This is a genomic window from Nocardia arizonensis (assembly GCF_001310275.1).
Classification (GTDB): Bacteria; Actinomycetota; Actinomycetes; order Mycobacteriales; family Mycobacteriaceae; genus Nocardia; species Nocardia arizonensis.
On record NZ_LGYZ01000090.1, the window covers coordinates 27,171 to 46,976 of the forward strand.

A 19,806-nucleotide genomic window follows, 5' to 3' on the forward strand; every position below is an offset into this window, starting at 1 on the left:
TCATCGGTCACACGTCGTATCGCGATGTCTGCTCGGGCCACCGCGCCGCCGCCGCGAGAAGCGGTTTGTGCACGTCGAATTGCGCGAGGATTTCCGCGCCCCGCGTTCGGGGCGACACATCGTTCTCGATGGCGTTTTCGATGCTCGTGAAATCAGCGATCGCCTGTTCGCTGAGTTGCGCGACCCGTGTGAGTGCGTCGGATTCACTCAGCGCTTCCGTGTGCATCAGCAGTCCGACGGCATTCGAGGCGTCGACATGCTGCTTCTCCCGGTGCCACGAGTAATAGTCGTTGGCCAAAGCACCGAAGCGGCATACTATCTCGTCGATGCATCCGATAATCGGATCGTCGTCCTCGATGACCATCTGCGGCGATCCGTTGAAACACCTGTCGAGCAGCACCTGCACGTTCATTGTCGAGTAGAGCCGCCGCACCGCGAGATAGGAATGCAGTGAGAATCCCAGGTCCTTGGGATTCAACTTGCGCTCCCAATGCATGCCGAGAAAAGAATTCTTGATTTCCCGGACGATACGGGCCGTCGCGGGGGCGCCCGCGACGCGATGGATGGCCTGGATCGTCGCGCCGAGCAACCCGGCGAACGGATCGTCATCCTCGCGCTGCAACGCTCGAGCGTCGTGTGCTCCGCGTTCGATGAGATGCAGCGCTCGCTCGACCTGACCCGGTGTGTACGCCGCCGTTCCGACGTTGTCCCACCGATCGTCGTTCACGATCAGCGTCGCTATCCACAGAGCGCCCGCGAGCAATGTGTCCTCGTCGACGGCGGGATAGACCATCGCCGCCGCACCGACGATATTGACCGCGGACCCCAGCACGTGCGCGCCGTCATGCCCGTTCAGCCCCAAGCGGCCGATTATGTCCTGGTACAGCTCGGCGGTGCGCGCGCTGTTGGGATTCGGATCGAAGTGGTAGGGACACGCTCGAGCGGGGGTCAAGGCGTCATTGTCGACAACGGTCATGCGGATCTCGCCTCCATTCGCGCGTATCTGTCGGCGACGGCGATGCCCGCGAGGATGGCGGCGCGGATCACACGCCGCGGCGCGTACAGGTCCTTTCCCATCCAGAGCGCGGGGAAGTCGCTCGACGGTTCGGCGACCAAGTGCTCGGTCGACCGCTGGATCGCGGAACGGACCTTCGTCACGTAGACGCTGTCGGACGAGAGGCTCCGCAGAAAGACGTCGAGTGCGAGCACCGCGTACGCCGTCTCCTCCGCGGTACCCTCCTGCCCCATCCCCCAACTGCCGTCGGGTTTTTGGGTGGACAACATCCATTCGATCGCGGTGAGCAGTGCGATATCCGATTCGGGATCCGAGCCGAACGTCATGGCGGCGACGATGGCGCGAACACATTCTCCCGTCGCGTAATACGGCGAGATGCACCACTTGTCGAACCAGTAGCCGTCGGTGTGTTGTTTTTCGACCAGCCATCGACGGGCGCTTCTTCCGATATCGCCGATCCGATCGTCGGACATGGTGGCCGACATCAGCGAAAGGCATTCGAGGGCATGCGCGTTGGTGGTCTCCGAGTAGGTGCGCTCATAGCTGTAGGTACGGAAGTGGGTTCCGGTCCAAAATCGCAGCAGCGGTTCGAGGGGTAGCGCGCGGTGGGTTCCGTGTGTCGCGATGATCGCGAAGGACGTGTCGTCCGCGTCCGTCGGCAGACCGTCACCGCCACCGATACCGGTCTCTCGGTCGTACTCCCTGTCGATCTCGTCCAGCAACGATTCCGGGACCTCGGCGGCGAAACCGGCACGCGCGGCGAAGATCAACACCCACAGCATCTCGAAGTAACGCATCGAGGCGCCCATCGGAACACCGCTGTCGATGGCCTTGTCCACCTCTCCCAGGTAATTCGTCACGTGGAGATCGTCGGATTCCGCTTCTTTCTGCCAGAGAGCCGTCGCCGCGGGCGAGCAACCCACGACACCGCCGTCCGGCGTGATGCGCCGCGCCGCAGCGGGACCTATCGGCTCGAGCGCTTCGATGATGTGCCAGACCTTCTTCGGGAGTTCCGCTCCCTCGCTGACGTAGGACCGCAATACGGCGAACTTCTCCTGTTCGCCCACCTGCCTTCGGTCACTGGCCGCAAGGAAGGCGTCGACGGCATCAGCGACCTCCCGGTCGGACGGTGACTCGCGTTGTCGCCGAATGGATTCGACGAGACTCGGCACCAGGATCTCGGAGGCGACGGTATCGGGCAGGTCGAGTTCGGCGGACTCCGATGTGAAGGCGTCGGTCAGCCAGCGCAACCCGGCCAGCAGTGCGCGCCGCCGGACCTCGGCATCCTCCACCGCGGTCCGCTCGTGATACGCGAGCAGTGCGGTGGCGGCGCCCAATGTCGGGACAAGGGCGTAACCCGCTGTCCCCCACGATCCGTCGGCCTGCCGGCTACCGAGGATGAAACGTATGCCGGGCTCGGACACACTCGGCCGATGGATTATGTATTGTGCGGTTTCGTACGGTGACGGACTGAAATCGACCTGTCGGCTGTTCGTGAGTTCGCCGAACAGAGTTCGGAGTCCGTACTTGACGCGATCGTGCAGCAACATTCCCAGTTCCTATTGTCGATCTCGGTGGCAGGCGGCGGGATCTGGTTGTTCGGCCTGCGAGCGGTGATAGAGGGCGACCGCCTACGCCGCGGCGAGTGTGGACGCGTGCGTCTCCGCACTGGCGAAAATGCGATTGCAGTACGCGTGCATCCGGTTCTTCACCTCGGTCGGCACGTCCAGTGTGTCGACCGCTCGCGACGCGAGCCTGGTCTCGTGCTTGATCCGATCGACCACGTGCTGAACCGCGCCGGTCTTCAGCATCAGACCGCGAACGGCGTCGACTTCGTCCGGGGACAGCTTTTCGTCGCCGGGACGGGTGATGATGTCGGTGATGCCACGATCCTCGTCGGAGGCGTTGGCCAGCATGTATCGCAGCAGCTCGGTGGGTTTGCAGACCTCGATGTCCGAACTGGAGGACTTGCCGGACTCCTCCCCGCACAGAAAGGAGCCGAGCAGGTCGTCGTTGAGTTGGAACGCCGCACCGAGATGGGTGCCGACCTCGCGGCACCGATCGAAGGCGACCGATTCATGTCCGAACAGTGCCGCACCGATCTGCATCGGGCGAACGAACGTGTACCTCGCGGTCTTCAATTCGACTATGCGACTTGTGATATCAGGGGTCAGCAGCGGCGAGCGCTCATATCGAACGTCCAATGCCTGGCCCGTCACTATCTCCATCTTCATCATGTCGAACACTCGTCGCGCCGCGGCTTTCACGTCCGCACCGAAGCCCGCGGTGGACTCGGTGAACAGCCAATCGGCCCAGGCCAGCACCAAGTCTCCGGCCAAGATCGCGAGGCTCTCGGCTCGACTCTCCGGATCGAGCGACGTCGACTCGAGTGAGAGCCGCCCACGGATCGCGACATGCAGGCTCGGACGTCCCCGGCGTGTTTCGGACTTGTCCATGATGTCGTCGTGTATGAGCGCGAATGAATGGAACAGCTCCAAAGACGCTGCGACACCAAGTAACTCGTCGGAGATTTCGACGTCTGGGTCGTGCGTCGCACCGTAGAGGCAGTACACCGGCCTGATCCGCTTTCCCGGGGCGGTAATCTGATCGATGATCAGACGGTCCAGCTCACAGGGCAATTCAGTGTCCATCATGTGCCACGCCTGTCGCGAGAAACGTCCTACGCTCTCATCGATCTCGGCGATCAAACGCGATTCCGGTACATCTGCGATACGCATTCGTATTCCCCTGGCCGCTCGCCGCGCAGGACGCGGACTCAGCCCCGCGCCGACGGTGCCGTCAGGTGGATCGGCAATTCCTTCAGTCGCCGACTGATGAGGAAGGTCGGCTGCCAATCGGGCTCGTCATAGGCGGGCCGCACATCCGGGAATCTGGCGAGGAGAATACGGAAGAACTCGTCGCCCTCCATACGGGCCAATGCCGCACCGAGGCAGTGGAACAGGCCGGTGGCGAATGCGATGTGCGGATTCGGCGATCGCGTGACGTCGAACGTCTCGGGATCGCTGAACACCTGGGTGTCCCGGTTCGCCGCGTTCAGCGCGAGCAGGAACTGCTGCCCCGCGGAGAACTCGTGCCCGGCCACGGCTACGGGCTCCTCGCTGACGCGGGAGATCACCGACGCCGGTCCCGCCATGCGCAGCATCTCCTCCACGGCGCCGGGCGTGAGTTCCGGATCGGACTTCAGCAATTCCATCTGATCAGGGTTCTCGAACAGCTGAACGAGGCCGTTCGTGATCAAACCCCCGGTCGTCTCGTGCCCGGAGAACAGCAGCATGACGCAGTTGGAGAGGATCTCGGACTCGTCGACGACGCCTTCGCTCTCGGCCTTGGCGAACATGCTGATCAGGTCGTCGCGTGGTGCGGCCCGGCGCTCTCTCAGCAACTCGAGCATATAGTCCTGCATCTCGAGCAGGCTGGTCTGACAGCTGCTCAAACGATCGAAACTGACGATCTCCGCGATTGCGGAGATGTCGGCCGACCATGCGAGCAACTGTTCCTTGTTGTCCGTCGGAACGCCGAGCATCTCGGAGATGACGGCCGCGGGCAGCGGATAGGCGATGGTCGACACCAGGTCGACGACCGGCAATCGCTCAGCGGCGTCCAGCATCTCGTTGGTGATCTCGCGCACCCGCGGCCGGAAGGACTCGACCACGCCCGGGGTGAAGAAGTGCCGCAGCAACCGGATGAAACGCTGATGATCGTCGGGTTTGGTGTGACCCATCCACTTGTCCACCGCGGTGCGCAGGGGAAGCAGTTCCTGCTGCTGATCCGGCGGGAGCAGGCGCATACCTTGTGTGAGGTTCGCCGGTCCCATCCTCCGGTCCTTCAGGACACCGACTATGTCGCCGTGCCTGGTCAGCAGTGCCGCGTTCAGCTCGGGAACCCAGGCAATCGGGGATTGTTCCCGCAGCCGGCGAAGTTGATCCATGGCATCCACATATTTCATGGGAGACATGAGATTGTATTGCGGGAAAGCGGTTTCGGTGCCGGTCATTGGAGTCGCTTCTCCTTCTTCCGTTCCGAATGGCTCGTAATATCGCCGCGGAGAGCGGTTTCAGGGGAGTACGGGTAAACCCGTAAATCGGCTTTGTGCGGCAATGCACACTGACACGAGACGCTTCACAGAACGAAGCGAGTCTCCCCCTGCGGGAATTCTCCCCGCGAAAAAATTTGAGCCACTCGGAGATTCCGCGTCAGCGCGGACCGGATATTGCTGTCTCATTGATGGAAGCGCACAGACCGGTCGTTGTCAACAAGGGTCCGAAGCGGGTCCGTCCGCGCAACCACACCGCAAGGCCACCACACGATCCCGCGAATGAGCAGGTCAGACGTGCTCGGTTCGCACATTCTCGGACGCGCGGATCTCGCGCTGATCGAGTTCAGTAAACTTGGGGACCGACTGGTCTCTCGAAATATTCACACATAACGACCGGTCCGAATTCTCCCAGCACCGCCAGAGTTTGCGGTCATATCGCGGACCGTTTGCCGGGCAAGGGAATACACATGACGGATAGTCGATGTTCAAGCGCTGAGCTACCTCCGCACGCGATACACCGATCTACCGCGAAATCAGAATCTTGAAATTCGACACGCCCACAACGTTTTTCGTGTAGTGTCCAACTCCTACACCACACCCCGCCGGCCTATGCGGCCGAAAACGGTTCCGTAGCTCGATCTTTCGACACGCAGCACGGACCCCCGCGTCGAATCCGTACAGGGTAGGCCGCCGACCCCCACTGTGCTCCAACATATTCGCCGCCACCATCGGCGCCGCCGAACCCGGCGGCACCGATGGTGGTCACTCGATACGACAACCTGCTGAAGACAACGAATCAGACGTCGAGCAGACGGACGTCTCGCGCATGACTGACGATGAACTCGCGACGCGGCGGCACATCGTCTCCCATGAGAATCGTGAAGATCTCATCGGCGACCGCGGCATCATCGAGTGATACCTGCTTCAGTGTCCGCACCTCGGGATCCATCGTGGTCTCCCACAGCTCCTTGGGATTCATCTCACCGAGACCCTTGTAGCGCTGGATGCCATTGTCGAAGTCGATCTTCATGCCACGTCCCTGGCCCTCGGCCACCAAGCGGTCGCGATGCGCGTCGGTATAGGCGTATTCCGGTTGAGCGTTCTTGCCCTGCCACTTGAGCTTGTACAGCGGCGGCTGCGCCAGATACACGTGGCCGTGTTCGACCAGGGGACGCATGAACCGGAACAGCAGGGTCAGCAGCAGAGTGGAAATGTGCTGGCCGTCCACGTCGGCGTCGGCCATCAGCACGATCTTGTGATAACGCAGTTTGACAATGTCGAACTCGTCGTGGATACCGGTGCCGAAGGCCGTGATGATCGACTGGACCTCGTTGTTCTTCAGTACGCGGTCGATACGGGCCTTCTCGACATTGATGATCTTGCCGCGCAACGGCAGGATCGCCTGGTACATCGAGTCGCGACCGGATTTGGCCGAGCCGCCGGCGGAGTCACCCTCGACGATGTAGATCTCGGATCTGCTCGGATCCTTGGACCGGCAGTCGGCCAGCTTGCCCGGCAGTCCGCCCAGGTCGGTGGCCGACTTGCGGCGTACCAGTTCACGCGCCTTACGCGCGGCGACGCGGGCCTGCGCCGACGACACGGCCTTGTTCACGATCGTCTTGGCGTCGGCCGGGTTGGCCTCGAACCAATGCGTGAGGTGCTCGTTACACGTCCGCTGGACGAAGGACTTCACCTCGGTGTTGCCGAGTTTCGTCTTGGTCTGACCCTCGAACTGCGGCTCGCCGACCTTGACGCTCACGATGGCGGCCAGGCCCTCGCGGATGTCGTCGCCGGTGAGGTTGCCGTCCTTGTCCTTGATGAGTTTCTTGTCCTTGGCGTACTTGTTCACCACCGTGGTCAGCGCCGCGCGGAACCCCTCTTCATGGGTGCCGCCCTCGTGGGTGTTGATGGTGTTGGCGAAGGTGTGCACCGACTCGGTGTATCCGGCGTTCCACTGCATGGCCACTTCGAGCTCGTGACCGGGGCCCTTGCCGGTGAAGCCGACGACCGAGTTGTGGATCGGCTGCTTGGTGCGGTTGATGTGGCGGACGAACTCTTCCAGGCCGCCCGGATAGTGGTAGGTCCGGGTCTTGACCTTGTGCGCGGCGGGCGCGGCCTCGGACGCGGCGTCTTTGGGCACCTCGGCGGTCTCGCTGACCAGCTCGTCGGACACGTCGGAGTCCGAGACACGCTCGTCGGTGAGTTCGATGGTGAGTCCCTTGTTGAGGAACGCCATCTCCTGGAGGCGGCGCGACACCGTCTCGAAGTTGTAGGTGGTGGTCTCGAAGACATCGGGATCGGCCCAGAACCGGATGGTGGTGCCGGTCTTGTCGGTGGGCTCACCCTGGATCAGCTTGCCGGGTTTGGCGTCCTTGTACTGCTGGGTCCAGTGGTAACCGTCGTGGTCGATCTCCGCCTCGAGCCGCGTCGACAGCGCGTTCACCACGGAGATACCGACACCGTGCAGACCGCCCGACACCGCGTAGGAGTCGGAGTCGAACTTGCCGCCCGCGTGCAGCTGGGTCATGACGACCTCGATGGTCGGCACACCCTGGGCGTGCATCCCCACCGGGATACCGCGGCCGTCGTCGACGACCTCGACGCCGCCGTCGGCGCGCAGCGTGACCTCGACCTTGGTGGCGTAACCCGCCATCGCCTCGTCGACGGAGTTGTCGACGACCTCCCAGATCAGATGGTGCAGGCCGCGCTCACCGGTGGAACCGATGTACATGCCGGGGCGCTTGCGCACCGCTTCGAGCCCTTCGAGGACCGTGATGGAGGAAGCACCGTAGTCCTGCTTACCGGAGGTCGCTTTGGTCGAGCCCGATTCATTGGAGTCCTTGGCAGCCACTGGTCGGTAGCTCTCCTTACTTGCTGATCCCGGCGCGACGAAGGGACGAGCACAGGTGGAGCCCGGTATCGGTAAGCCGACAGTTACAGGTCCACGCGCGTGCTGTGCCGAACGCGCCGAAGGGTTCGCCGCTAGTTACTCCACCATCCTACTGGTAAGCCCGAATCACGATGCACCTACGACACCCCTGACGGCTCCGTGGCTGAGAGAAATCGACTCGCGACGGGTCCGGTCAGCCGAATCCAGGTTTGATTCAGCTGACCGAGCGATGAGGCCGTAGCGCCGCCGGGTCCGGTGATCACCGCCGTGCCTGCGGCGCTCAGGCCGGCTGACCGACCCTCGCGACGAAGTCCCCCGTGAGTCGGGCCAGGTCCCGCGGATGCGACATGGGCGACCAGTGACCGGCGGCGATATCGACGCGGCTCAGATCGCTGACCCAGCGGTCGGCCTCGGCGTACACCACCGGCCGGACCGCGCGATCACCGGCGGCGACGATCACCTGCACGGGGATCTCGACGTGGCGCGGACGCGGACGGCGCAGGTGCGCACGGATATTCGCGCGATACAGCGACAGGCCGTTGACCATATCGGCGCGCAGGGTCGGCGCGGTATGCACCAGCGCGGGATCGAGTCCGTCGAAGCGCGCGAGGAAACGCGGCCAGTGTTCGGACAGTCGGCGCAGCACCGGATTCGGCAGACCCGGAATCTGGAAGGCGACGGTATAGGCGGAGGCGATGCCCTGGGTCACCGTGCCGCGCAGGCGATCGAGAGAGAACGGCCCTCGCAGGTACGCGCCGAGGAAATCCAGATTCGGACCCGAGACCGAGGTGAAGGAGGCGACGGGTCCGCCGGGCGCGACCGTCGCGGCGAGTTCCCAACCGATCACCGAACCCCAGTCGTGTCCGAGCACGTGCACGGGCCGGTCGGGCGACACTGCCCGCACGACGGCAAGGACGTCGGCCGCGAGTTCCTCGATGCGGTAGGCGGCGACGTCGACGGGAACCGTGCTGAGTCCCGCGCCGCGATTGTCGAAGGCGATGAGTCGGTGGTTCGCGGCCAGATCCTCGGCGACGGAATTCCACAGCACGTGGGTATCGGGCCAACCGTGAAGGAGGACGACGGGCGCGCCCGCGGGGTCACCCGCCTCGAAGACCGCGAGGTCGATATCGCCGCGGCGAACCGTGGCGGTCGGGTCCGCGGGGAATGGACCTGTTGTCGTCATCGAATGCACCTTCCGCACGGATCGTTCGGCCGAACCGCGCCGTGGGCATTCCGTACGCGACAGCGGGTCGAGGGCGTTCCACGTGAAACCCACGCGAGCCCGAAATAAACGTAACACCCAGTACCGGGTATTAACCAGGGCTCAGCCGTAGGTATCGCGCGGACCGCGACCCTTGATGTGCCGCTCCCCCTTGCGCCAACTCGGCGCGACGGGACCGGAGATCTTCAGGGAGGTCACCACGCCCTGACCGACCGCGGCGTTGATCTTCGCCAGGATCTGGCCCTGCAACATGCGCAACTGGGTTGCCCAAGCGGTGGATTCGGCGGCGATGCTCAATACGCCGTTGGCGAGGGTGACCGGTGACGCGTGCGAGGCGATGTCCTCGCCCACGACCGCGGGCCACCGACCGAACACCATCCCCTCCGCGACCTTGTTCGACCAACCGCGGCTCTTGGCGATGGACCCGGCGAGGGCGAACAGCAGCTGTGGATCGCGGTCGTCGGGACGCGCGCCCGACCATCCGCTGCGCCGTCGCGCGCCGGTGCGCAGCCGCCGCGGCGACGCCCGGCCCTGGCCGACCGACTTACCGCTGGCCTTGGCCGCGGCACGCGCCTCTTCCAGGGCTCGACGAGCCAGGTCGATGCCGCGCAATTCCGGTTCCGCCCCCGGCCCCTGCGCCCCCGCGCTCCGCTCCGACCCATCGGTCATCGGCTCGCTCCGTTCACCCACACCGGGGAGTTGTCCCCAGTTCCACCTACTTTGTCCCCAGTTGTCGCGTGGTCGGTTCCGACCGGATTCCCGTGGTCGGAGGCCCGGCGGCGATGTCGCTCGAACATGCGTTCGGGCCGGTCGCACGCGGATTCTCGCGGTGCCCGTGACGGTCCGGCGACCCGGGTCGACCTCGCATGATCCGTTGCGCGATCCGAGTTATCCACAGCATGTGTGGATAACCGGCGCGGGCGAATCATCGGGCAGACTTTACGGGAGTACGGCGACAGTGTTCGTTCCACGGCCCGCGCGTCGCGGTTTCCGGCGCGTAAATGTCCGATGCCGCGAATCGCGCCGGGATGCCGCTCGGTCCGGCGGCGGGCACAACATGCTGTGGGTCGGTTCCTGGTCATCCCCAGATGTGGATAAACAAGGCCGATTCTGTGTATAGATTCGCCGGTCAATCTGCACCGACGGGTCGGACTATCTCGATCCCGGCGAGCCGGGAGATCCGATGCGCGGCGTCACCGGTCATCTCCACCGAGATCGGTGTGGCATCGAGTTCGGCGGGGACGTCCTCCGGCACCGCCGCGGTGATCAACACTTGTTCGGCGCCCGCAGCCACCTCCGCCAGCGCCGCGCGTCGGCGCCGATCCAGTTCCGCGAAGACGTCGTCGAGCAGCAGCACCGGTTCCGCGCCGGTGTTGCGCAGCAGTTCGAACGCGCCGAGTCGCAGGGCAAGGGCGAACGACCACGACTCGCCGTGACTGGCGAACCCCTTCGCGGGCGCCTCGCCGAGCACGAGTTCGAGATCGTCGCGATGCGGACCGACCAGGCACACCCCGCGTTCGAGCTCCCGCGTGCGGGTCGCGGCGAGCGCCGAGAGCACGGCGGCCGCCAGCGCCTCGGGATCGTCGACCCTCGGCTCACGGGCGGGATCGAGATATTCCCGCGGCAAATAGGAACTGCGGTAACCGATTGCGGCGGGCCGTGATTCGGGTGCGATCGACCGATACGACTGTGCGAGATAGGGATACAGATCGTGGACCAGCCGCAGCCGCTGGGCCAGCAGCATCGAGGCGTGCTCGGCCAAATGCCCGTCCCACACATCCAGCGTGCTCAGTTCTCGCGACGATCTGGCCTGTCGCCCAGCGGTTTTCAATAGGGCGGAGCGCTGTTTGAGTACCCGGTCGTAGTCGGCGCGCACTGCGGCGAGTCTGGGCAGCCGGGCTGTGCACAACTCGTCGAGGAAGCGACGGCGCTCGCCGGGATCGCCGCGGACCAGCGCGAGATCCTCGGGTGCGAACAGCACCGTGTGCAGAATTCCCAGGATGTCACGCGGCCTGCGCACCGGTGAGCGATTGATCTGCCCGCGATTGGCGCTGCCCTGATTCAATTCCAGGTCGATACGCAGCTCACGACCGTTATTGACCACCGTCGCGCCGATCCGCGCCCGGTCCGCGCCCATGCGGATCAGCGGCGCGTCGGCGGCCACCCGATGGGAGCCGAGGGTGGCCAGATAGCCGATCGCCTCGAGCAGGTTGGTCTTGCCGTTGCCGTTCGCCCCCAGGAAGACCGTTCGACCTGTGGACAACTCGATCTCGGCGTGCTCCCAGGAACGGAAGTCGCGCAGCGACAACTCGCGGACGAACATGCGCCTACCCCGTCATACGAAGAATGTCGCGTGTGACTGTAGGCCCCCACGGAACCCGCTGCGGCACAGGGATTCTCAGCCCGGCAGCCGGACCGGCATCAACAGGTAGATGTACGGACTCGCGAGCGCGGCGAAGGCGCCGGAATCGAGCACCTCCGGTTCCGCCTCGCCCGCGGGCAGCAGGACGGCCGGACGGCTCGGAGTGGTGAATCCGAACGTGACCCGGTCGGCGTGCAGGGCCGAGAGCCCGTCGAGCAGATAGCCGGGGTTGAAGGCGATGGTCAGCGGTTCGCCGCGGAAGTCGGCCTCGAGCCATTCCTCGGCCCGCCCCGCGTCGTCCCCGCCCGCCGACAGCAGCAGGCCCTCACCGGAGAACTCCAGGCGAACCTGCGCACCGCGTTCGGCCACCAGCGCGACGCGCTTGATGGCATCGGTCAGCGCCGACACCGTGAGGGTCGCGATGGAGGTGTGCTCCTTGGGGAGCAATTGGCGGAACTTGGGGAATTCCGCGTCGAGCAGGCGCGTGGTGGTGCGACGACCGGCGTTGACGATGCCGAGCAGACCATCGGCGCCCGCGCCCGTACCGAGCGACAACTGCACCGGTGCGTCGGAGGGGCCGAGTGTCTTGGCCGCTTCGGAAAGCGTGCGCGCGGGGATGAGCACCGAGGTCACGATGTCGTTGTCGGCGGGCTTCCACTCGATGTGACGCACCGCGAGGCGGAAGCGGTCGGTGGCGGCGAGAACGACCTGTGAGCCCTCGATCTCCACCCGGATACCGGTGAGCATGGGCAGGGTGTCGTCGCGGCCCGCGGCCACTGCCACCTGGGCGACCGCCTCGGAGAAGACATCGACACCGAGCTCGCCGGATTGCCGCGGCACCTCGGGCAGCTGTGGATAGTCCTCGACGGGCATGGTCGGCAGAGAGAACTTCGCGCTGCCGCAGGTGATCAGCACGCGGGTGCCGTCCACCGAGACATCCACAGGCTTGTTGGACAGCGCCTTGGTGATGTCGGCGAGCAGGCGACCGGAGACCAGTACCTCGCCGGGCCCGGCTACCTCCGCCGCTACGCGCACCTGCGCGGAGACCTCGTAATCGAAACCGGAGACCGTCAGCCCTTCCTCGCTCGCGACCAGCAGTACGCCGCCGAGAACGGGAACCGGCGGACGCGAGGGCAGACTGCGCGCGACCCACGCGACGGAATCGGCGAAATCTTCTCGGGCGACCCGAAACTTCATGCTTGCAAGCTCCATCGCCCGAATGTCCTCTCCCAGTTCCGTGATCCGTGTCGGCTCGTCAGCGTGGTTCTCGTAGGGAAGTGCTGGATCGCCTGCTTCCGAAAGTCTTGCATAGGCGACCGACACCAAACCGTACCCGCGTAGGTCGCCAGGTCATAGTCCGACCCGCTGTCCGGGCGCCGCGGCCGGATGCGCGCGTGACGCGGGACCGCTCGCCTCCTTGCCTTGGTGGCGACCGACTCGGCCGCCGAGGGTCCCGACGGACTTTTCCACACACCCTGTTTTGAAAAGAGATCTCTAATGAGAAGAACTGAAGTAGTAGTAGGCGCTGTGGAATCTGTGGACTGCACCGGTTTTCCCAGGTCACACGGTGTGGTGCCATGTGGATGACCTGCGGGTGACTCGAGGATGAACCGGAGGCGTCTGTGGAGGTTCGGAATCTGTCCACCGTTCATCCTCGAGTACTCCTCGAGTTGTTCCACCGGATTCACCGGGTTGTTCACACCTGTGCACCGATCCGTGGATAGCCCGTGGATTCCTCGAGGACTCCACAAGGAGTCCTCGAGGAATCCACAAGAACAACTTCGTGAGTGCGCTGGTCAGCACCTGTGTGTGAATCCTGTTGTGGATGGTGTGGATATCGGCCTGTGAGTCCTGTGTACGAACACATCCGACCTTCTTGTGGACGAATCGGTGGACAACCCTGTGGATTCCTCGAGGAGTCCACAGGGATTCCTCGAGGAATCCACAGGGATTCCTCGAGGAATCCACAGCCCACAAAAAGGCACCGCCCCTGGTCAGAGGCGGTGCCGGAATGTGGATAGAGATCAGCGCGAGCGCTGTTTGATTCGGGCTGTGAGTTCTTGCACCTGGTCGTACACCCGCCGCCGTTCGGTCATCTCCTTGCGGACCTTCTTCTCGGCGTACATGACCGTGGTGTGATCGCGGCCGAATGCCTGGCCGATCTTGGGCAGCGACAGATCGGTGAGTTCGCGGCACAGGTACATGGCGATCTGTCGCGCCTGGGCGAGCGGACGGGCCTTGCCGGGACCGGTCAGCTCCTCGAGGGTGGTGTTGAAGTACTCCGCGGTCACGGCCATGATCGTGGCCGCGTTGATCTCCAAGGCGGCGGTCTCGGGCATGAGATCGCGCAGCACCACCTCGGCCAGCGAGAGGTCGAGCGGCTGGCCGTTGAGCGAGGCGAAGGCGGTCACCCGGATCAGCGCGCCCTCGAGTTCGCGGATATTGCGTTCGACGCGGCTGGCGATCAACTCCATCACGTCGTGCGGCACGTCGAGACGGTCCATGCGCGCCTTCTTGCGCAGGATCGCGATGCGGGTCTCCAGCTCCGGCGGCTGCACATCGGTGATCAGGCCCCATTCGAACCTGGTACGCAACCGTTCCTCCAGCGTCGCCAGCTGTTTGGGCGGCCGGTCGGAGGACACTACGATCTGCTTGTTCGCGTTGTGCAGCGTGTTGAAGGTGTGGAAGAACTCTTCCTGGATGCCTTCCTTGCCCTCGATGAACTGGATGTCGTCGACCAACAGGATGTCGGTCTCGCGGTATCGGCGTTTGAAAGCGACCTTGCGATCATCGCGCAGGCTGTTGATGAAGTCGTTGGTGAACTCCTCGGTGGACACGTACTTCACCCGCATCCCCGGGAACAGCCGTTGCGCGTAGTGCCCGGCCGCGTGCAGGAGATGGGTCTTCCCCAGACCGGAAGCGCCCCAGACGAACAGCGGATTGTAGGCGCGCGCGGGTGCCTCGGCGATCGCGACCGCGGCCGCGTGCGCGAAGCGGTTGGAGGCGCCGATGACGAAGGTCTCGAAGGTGTATTTGGAATTCAGACTCGCCGAGGACGGCGCGGGCGTCGTGGATTCCTGGCCCTTCTGGGTGAAGTAGGTGGGCCAGGAGTTGCGGACATTCACCACCGGCTCGTCGTCGCGGTGACCCGCCGGGTCGGGTTCGCGCACCGACTCGTGCGCGGTCGCCAGGTCGTCGTCGTGCATCGGACCGCGCCCCGGTCCGCGCATCGGCCCCGGCCCGGGTTCCGGCGTGAACAGCGATTCCTGGCCGGGTGGCCCCGGTTCGCGGCGGGGAGCGGGACCGCCCTCGCGCCGTGGCGGTGGCATATCGGGAAGGTCGGCGTAATCGGACCGATCCGATATCGGGAAGCCGTTGGTCGGGTAGTGGTCCACCGGATATTCGGATTCGGGGACGTAGTCCTGAGACGGCGAGTACTCCGGCGCGGGCGTGTAGTCGCGCGGACCCGGGTACTCGGCGGCGAAGTCGCCGTTGGCGTAGCGCGGTGTCGGATAGTCGCCGCGTCCCGGGTATTCGGGTAAGAGCGGGCGGGGCGAATCGCGGGTGCGTTCGGGCCTGCTGGTCATCCGCGCGTGCCGGGGAGCCGCGGCGGCGCGTTCGGGAGTCGGGGTCGCGGGCGCGGCGATGCGCACACCGAGACCTTCCACCTGTGGACCGAGCCGACGGCCGAGCGAGCGCAGGATCGGTTCGCGCAGATCGCGTTCGATGGCCTCCTGGGCCAGCGACGAAGGGACCGAGAGCAGAGCGAAGCCCTGGGCCACGGTGATCGGCTTGACCAGTTTCAGCCACGCCTGCTGCGCTCGGGTCACCGCGGGAATGGCCCCGTCGGCCGAACCTGTGGTGAGCTCAGCGATCACCTCCGGCCACACGGTGGCCAACACGTTCTGCTCGTCGTCCATGCAGTTTCCTCCCCGGAAGTAGGTCGATAGACGGCCGGGGCACGCGTCGTCTACCGTCGGTGGTCGATACAGTGATCGCGCGTACATCCGTGAGCCGGTTCGGTCGCTGCTCGGATTCCCCCGTCCGGGCGGCGGCGTGGCGGGCCGTCGGCCCTACGAATATGCCATTCCAGGGGTCTTTCCACACAATTATCCACAGATGTGGACAACTCTGGGGAAATGTGAAACATGCGTGAATTCGCCCGGTGCACTGCCCCGACCAGGGGTTCTTCAGCAATCATCTGGCAACGGGTGTGGGTCGGCGTGGCGACACGCGCATAGGGGTGTGGACGAACTCACGATCGAATGTGGATCGGACGGCCCTCATGGACACCGGGGGCCGAGTTTGACCGTGTCAGAGCAGATCAGTACCCTCGTACAGTCACCCCTTGGTGCGGTGGTGGTCTTGTGCTGACCGCGCGTAGGTCTCCCGACCAACTGTGCGCCAGGACCGACTATCAATGACAAAAGCTTCGGGCGCCCTGGGCGTCCACCTACTCGAGGAGTGTTGACCGTGGCCAAGGGCAAGCGGACGTTCCAGCCGAACAACCGTCGTCGGGCGCGGGTTCACGGCTTCCGCCTTCGTATGCGCACCCGTGCGGGTCGTGCCATCGTGTCGGCGCGTCGCCGCAAGGGCCGCACCGAACTCACTGCCTGATGCTCGCTTCCGGACGCTCGGGTGTTGCCTGAGCCGAATCGGTTGCATCATCGTGCCGACTTCTCCCGGACGGTGCGCCGCGGCCAGCGAATCGGGAGGCGAGACCTGGTCGTGCACGCGCTGCGGCATGATGACGGCCAGGTCGGCGGCACGGGTGGACGAAACTATGATCCGGCCGACGTCGGATCGTTGGTTCGTGTCGGCGGACCGAAATTCGGATTGATCGTCAGCAAGGCGGTGGGCTCCGCGGTGATACGACACCGGGTGGCCCGCCGCCTGCGTCATATGTGCGCCAGGGTGCTGCCGGACGTGCCCGCCGACACCGATATCGTCATCCGCGCGCTGCCCGGCGCCGCCGAGGCCGACTCGACCGAACTGCTGCTCCAGATCCGCGGCGCGCTGCGCAAGCTCGGAATGGTCGCACACCCGTCGGACATCGCCCGGAACGCGGCGTCCGTGGCCCCGGGATCGGGTGGTCGGCGGTGAGTGCGCGCGGCGCTGTCACGGCCGTCGGGCGGTTCCCGGCGCGGTCGCTGATCTTCCTGATCGAGTTGTATCGCGCCTACGTCTCCCCCACGCGCATGCCGGTCTGCCGTTTCACCCCGTCGTGTAGCGAGTACGCCGTCACCGCGCTGCGGACCCGCGGCCTGATCGTCGGCCTCGTTTTGACGGTCGTGCGATTGGCGAAATGTGCGCCCTGGCACCCTGGTGGGTGGGACCCCGTCCCCGAGCGCCGCGTGCGCCCCGGGGCCGAGGCAGTCGCCGACCCCGCTACGTCGGCGCCACAAGCTTGTAAAGGATCGCCGCACGCGGTGATCGGCGACACGAACGACGGGAGTGCATAGAGCCGTGCTCGACTTCATCTATTACCCGGTGAGCTGGATCTTGTGGTTCTGGCACCGGGTCTTCGCGGCCATCCCCGGCCTCGGCCCCGACCACGGGCTCGCCTGGGCGCTGGCGGTGGTGTTCCTGGTGTTCTCGTTGCGTGTGCTGCTGTACAAGCCGTTCGTGCGGCAGGTGCGCACCACCAAGCAGATGCAGGAATTGCAGCCCCAGATCAAGGAACTGCAAAAGAAGTACAAGAACGATCGCCAGAAGATGGCGACGGAGATGCAGAAGCTCCAGAAGGAGCACGGCTTCAACCCACTCATGGGCTGCTTGCCGGTCCTTGCCCAGGTGCCGGTCTTCCTCGGTCTGTTCCATGTGCTGCGCTCGTTCAACCGCACCGGTCACGGCTTCGGCCAGCTCGGCATGACGCCCGAGCAGAACGCCGCGACCCCCAACTATGTCTTCAGCGCGGCCGATGTCCAGTCCTTCCTGAGCGCCCGTATCTTCGGCGCGCCGATCTCGGCCTTCATCACCACGCCGACCGCCGAACTCCAGGCATTCGCCGCGCACGGTGGTATCCCGTCCAAGCTCAGCATCGCCCTCGTCGCCATCCCGCTGATGGTGATCGCCGGTCTGGCCACCCACTTCAATGCCCGCGCCTCGGTCGCGCGGCAGACGCCGGAGGCGGCCGCCAATCCGCAGGCCGCGCTGATGAACAAGCTGGCGCTGTGGGTGTTCCCGCTCGGTGTACTCGTCGGCGGCCCCTTCCTGCCGATCGCCATCCTGCTCTACTGGGTCTCCAACAACATATGGACCTACGGTCAGCAGCACCTCGTCTTCGGGCGCATGGCCAAGGAAGAAGAAGAGAAGAAGAAGGCCAAGCTCGAACAGCGGGCTCAGAACGCGCCGAAACCGGGTGCGAAACCGGTCAGTACGAAGAAGAAACCTCCCGCCGCCGAGCCTCTCGATGAAGTCGAACTGGCCAAGGACGAGGTCGAGCAGGACGCCCAGCCGTCGACGAATGGCACCGCCAAGAACGTCAATCGTGGATCGGGCCAGCGCAGGCCGGGAAATCAGAAGCGGTCCGGCAACCGTGGCCGCGCCAACCAGAAGCGGCGGCGCTGACCGCGTACATCGCCGGCCGGGGCCGGCAGATTCCTGAGCAACATCCTGATCGCGTTCACCCGGCGGCGATCGTCAGGCGTGCGTGATGAGCAGATAAAGGAAATCAAATGACTGTTGAGACCGACGGAGGGGACGCCACTGTGGCGACGACGATCGCGAACGCCGGACCGGATCCAGACGACGTCGCGACCGATACCGAGGAAGCCCTGATCGAAGAGGGCGAGATCGCGGGCGATTACCTCGAGCAGCTACTCGATGTGCTGGATTTCGACGGTGATATCGATCTCGACGTGGAAGGCGACCGGGCCGTCGTCAGCATCGATGGTGGCCGTGATCTGTCCAAGCTGGTCGGCCGCAACGGTGAAGTGCTCGATGCCTTGCAGGAGTTGACCCGGCTCGCCGTACAGCAGACCACCGGTGTCCGCAGTCGGCTCATGCTCGATGTGGCGGGCTGGCGTGCCAAACGCCGGGAGGAACTGAGCGCCCTCGGCGCCGCCGCGGCCCAGCGCGTGCTGGCCTCGGGTGCGGCCGAACCGCTGGCTCCCATGACGCCGTTCGAGCGCAAGATCGTCCACGACGCGGTCGCTGCCGTCGACGGTGTCAGTAGTGAGAGTGAAGGTGTGGAGCCGAACCGTCACGTGGTGGTTGTTCCCGCCTGATATCGAAGGGCTCCCCCGCGAGTGATTGGATGGGCCTCTGGTCTTCGGGCCAGGGGCCTTCTCCATACTCGGTCCACTCCCCGGAGCCGCCGGAAATCGACTCGAGTTCGGAAAGGGATGTTTCACGTGGAACGAGACCTCGGCGGAAGTACCGCATTGCCTGCCGAGCTGGAGCCGCCCGCCGCAGCCGCCGCCATCTTCGGCGACCGATTGGATATCGCGCGCCGGTACTGTGCCGCGCTCGCCGGGGCCGGCGTGGAGCGCGGACTCATCGGCCCCCGGGAGGTGCCACGGCTCTGGGATCGCCACATTCTCAACTGCGCCGTCATTGGCGAGCTCATTCCTGAAGGCGTGAGCGTCGTCGACGTCGGCAGTGGAGCGGGCCTACCCGGCATCCCCCTCGCCATCGCCCGCCCCGACCTCCGCATCTCCCTGGTCGAACCGCTCCTGCGCCGCACCATCTTCTTGAGCGAATTCATCGAATCCGCCGGACTCGAGATCATCGTGGTACGCGGTCGCGCCGAACAGTCCGGCGTCCTGAAGGAGGCGGGCGGCGCCGACGTCGTCACCTCCCGAGCCGTCGCCCCCCTCGCCAAACTCGCACAGTGGTCCCTCCCCCTCCTCCGCGATCACGGACGAATGCTCGCCCTCAAAGGGGTCAGCGCCGTAGAGGAACTCGAGCGCGATGGCGAGGCCCTGGCCCGCGCCGGTGCCGGCAATGCCGAAGTCCTCCGCTGCGGCGCCACCCTCTTGGAGACCCCCACGGTCGTCATCAGCGCCGAACGACTCCCTCGCGCCGAACGCCACCCCCGCCGCCGCGACGGAACCGCGGTTGTCCGACGGGCGAAGTCATCGAAGGTGAGCCGGACCCAGCCGCGCGATGCCCGCGGCTGACGCTCGGGTGAAGCGCACCACCGTCGTTTCCGAACGGGGCGGTGGTTTCCATCGTGCTCACGCCGAATTGATCTCGCGCTACCCGAGGCCGAATTCACGCTCAGCTATCGCGGGCAGCCGCTGACGGTCGAGGTGAG

General features: G+C 65.1%; 16 protein-coding genes. 6 read left to right on the top strand and 10 right to left on the bottom strand.

All coding sequences use genetic code 11. The features are described from left to right. Positions 1 to 7 precede the first annotated feature (7 nt). The 10 genes from APZ21_RS21995 to dnaA all read right to left on the bottom strand — a co-directional run bounded on the left by APZ21_RS21995 (position 8) and on the right by dnaA (position 15,466). Positions 8 to 976, bottom strand: a complete 969-nt coding sequence (locus APZ21_RS21995) for a terpene synthase family protein (protein WP_054815194.1) — start codon at positions 974 to 976, stop codon at positions 8 to 10. Continuing rightward, complete coding sequence (locus tag APZ21_RS22000; protein ID WP_162240373.1) at positions 973 to 2,439, bottom strand: prenyltransferase/squalene oxidase repeat-containing protein; 1,467 nt, start codon at positions 2,437 to 2,439, stop codon at positions 973 to 975. Before APZ21_RS22000 ends, APZ21_RS21995 begins: the two co-directional genes overlap by 4 nt. Before the next feature lie 207 nt (positions 2,440 to 2,646). Beyond that, positions 2,647 to 3,723 (bottom strand): polyprenyl synthetase family protein, encoded by a 1,077-nt coding sequence (locus tag APZ21_RS22005; RefSeq protein ID WP_162240374.1) that lies wholly within the window; start codon positions 3,721 to 3,723, stop codon positions 2,647 to 2,649. Positions 3,724 to 3,791: 68 nt separating this feature from the next. Beyond that, positions 3,792 to 4,991 (bottom strand): cytochrome P450, encoded by a 1,200-nt coding sequence (locus APZ21_RS22010; protein WP_204249137.1) that lies wholly within the window; start codon positions 4,989 to 4,991, stop codon positions 3,792 to 3,794. A gap of 877 nt (positions 4,992 to 5,868) precedes the next feature. Beyond that, on the bottom strand, positions 5,869 to 7,923 hold the full coding sequence (gyrB, locus tag APZ21_RS22015) for a DNA topoisomerase (ATP-hydrolyzing) subunit B (protein WP_054815198.1): 2,055 nt from the start codon (positions 7,921 to 7,923) through the stop codon (positions 5,869 to 5,871). 319 nt (positions 7,924 to 8,242) lie between these two features. Further along, positions 8,243 to 9,145, bottom strand: coding sequence for an alpha/beta fold hydrolase (locus tag APZ21_RS22020; RefSeq protein WP_054815208.1), 903 nt, complete (start codon positions 9,143 to 9,145; stop codon positions 8,243 to 8,245). Positions 9,146 to 9,286: 141 nt separating this feature from the next. Continuing rightward, positions 9,287 to 9,853, bottom strand: coding sequence for a DUF721 family protein (locus APZ21_RS22025; RefSeq protein WP_054815199.1), 567 nt, complete (start codon positions 9,851 to 9,853; stop codon positions 9,287 to 9,289). A 460-nt stretch (positions 9,854 to 10,313) separates the two neighbouring features. Continuing rightward, positions 10,314 to 11,507, bottom strand: coding sequence for a DNA replication/repair protein RecF (gene recF / locus APZ21_RS22030; protein WP_054815200.1), 1,194 nt, complete (start codon positions 11,505 to 11,507; stop codon positions 10,314 to 10,316). A 75-nt stretch (positions 11,508 to 11,582) separates the two neighbouring features. After that, positions 11,583 to 12,758: a DNA polymerase III subunit beta gene (gene dnaN, locus APZ21_RS22035; RefSeq protein ID WP_054815201.1), complete on the bottom strand. Its 1,176-nt coding sequence runs from the start codon at positions 12,756 to 12,758 to the stop codon at positions 11,583 to 11,585. Between the two features lie 812 nt (positions 12,759 to 13,570). Continuing rightward, the gene (dnaA, locus tag APZ21_RS22040; protein WP_054815202.1) at positions 13,571 to 15,466 is read right to left on the bottom strand and encodes a chromosomal replication initiator protein DnaA; all 1,896 of its coding nucleotides are present in this window, start codon (positions 15,464 to 15,466) and stop codon (positions 13,571 to 13,573) included. A 553-nt stretch (positions 15,467 to 16,019) separates the two neighbouring features. Here dnaA and rpmH point away from each other — a divergent pair. The 6 genes from rpmH to rsmG all read left to right on the top strand — a co-directional run bounded on the left by rpmH (position 16,020) and on the right by rsmG (position 19,669). After that, on the top strand, positions 16,020 to 16,163 hold the full coding sequence (gene rpmH / locus APZ21_RS33230) for a 50S ribosomal protein L34 (protein WP_082393360.1): 144 nt from the start codon (positions 16,020 to 16,022) through the stop codon (positions 16,161 to 16,163). Between the two features lie 21 nt (positions 16,164 to 16,184). After that, the gene (gene rnpA / locus APZ21_RS33235; RefSeq protein ID WP_082393355.1) at positions 16,185 to 16,649 is read left to right on the top strand and encodes a ribonuclease P protein component; all 465 of its coding nucleotides are present in this window, start codon (positions 16,185 to 16,187) and stop codon (positions 16,647 to 16,649) included. After that, positions 16,646 to 17,008 carry a membrane protein insertion efficiency factor YidD gene (yidD, locus tag APZ21_RS22050; RefSeq protein WP_054815203.1) on the top strand — a complete coding sequence of 121 codons (363 nt, stop codon included), beginning with the start codon at positions 16,646 to 16,648 and terminating at the stop codon, positions 17,006 to 17,008. The genes rnpA and yidD overlap by 4 nt, the downstream gene beginning before the upstream one ends. Before the next feature lie 4 nt (positions 17,009 to 17,012). Beyond that, a complete protein-coding gene (gene yidC / locus APZ21_RS22055) occupies positions 17,013 to 18,116 on the top strand; it encodes a membrane protein insertase YidC (protein ID WP_054815204.1) in 1,104 nt (367 codons plus the stop codon). Between the two features lie 107 nt (positions 18,117 to 18,223). Then, entirely contained in the window at positions 18,224 to 18,775 is a 552-nt protein-coding gene (locus APZ21_RS22060) for a Jag family protein (protein ID WP_054815205.1), read from the top strand. 117 nt (positions 18,776 to 18,892) lie between these two features. Continuing rightward, positions 18,893 to 19,669 carry a 16S rRNA (guanine(527)-N(7))-methyltransferase RsmG gene (gene rsmG, locus APZ21_RS22065; RefSeq protein WP_082393356.1) on the top strand — a complete coding sequence of 259 codons (777 nt, stop codon included), beginning with the start codon at positions 18,893 to 18,895 and terminating at the stop codon, positions 19,667 to 19,669. The last annotated feature ends 137 nt before the right edge of the window (positions 19,670 to 19,806 follow it).

Excerpts from the sequence above, each read along its gene's own strand:
- APZ21_RS22060 (WP_054815205.1), top strand. The coding sequence starts at position 18,224 with ATGACTGTTGAGACCGACGGAGGGGACGCCACTGTGGCGACGACGATC.
- dnaA (WP_054815202.1), bottom strand. The coding sequence starts at position 15,466 with ATGGACGACGAGCAGAACGTGTTGGCCACCGTGTGGCCGGAGGTGATC.
- APZ21_RS22020 (WP_054815208.1), bottom strand. The coding sequence starts at position 9,145 with ATGACGACAACAGGTCCATTCCCCGCGGACCCGACCGCCACGGTTCGC.
- APZ21_RS21995 (WP_054815194.1), bottom strand. The coding sequence starts at position 976 with ATGACCGTTGTCGACAATGACGCCTTGACCCCCGCTCGAGCGTGTCCC.
- recF (WP_054815200.1), bottom strand. The coding sequence starts at position 11,507 with ATGTTCGTCCGCGAGTTGTCGCTGCGCGACTTCCGTTCCTGGGAGCAC.
- dnaN (WP_054815201.1), bottom strand. The coding sequence starts at position 12,758 with ATGGAGCTTGCAAGCATGAAGTTTCGGGTCGCCCGAGAAGATTTCGCC.
- APZ21_RS22010 (WP_204249137.1), bottom strand. The coding sequence starts at position 4,991 with ATGTCTCCCATGAAATATGTGGATGCCATGGATCAACTTCGCCGGCTG.
- APZ21_RS22025 (WP_054815199.1), bottom strand. The coding sequence starts at position 9,853 with ATGACCGATGGGTCGGAGCGGAGCGCGGGGGCGCAGGGGCCGGGGGCG.
- rsmG (WP_082393356.1), top strand. The coding sequence starts at position 18,893 with ATGTTTCACGTGGAACGAGACCTCGGCGGAAGTACCGCATTGCCTGCC.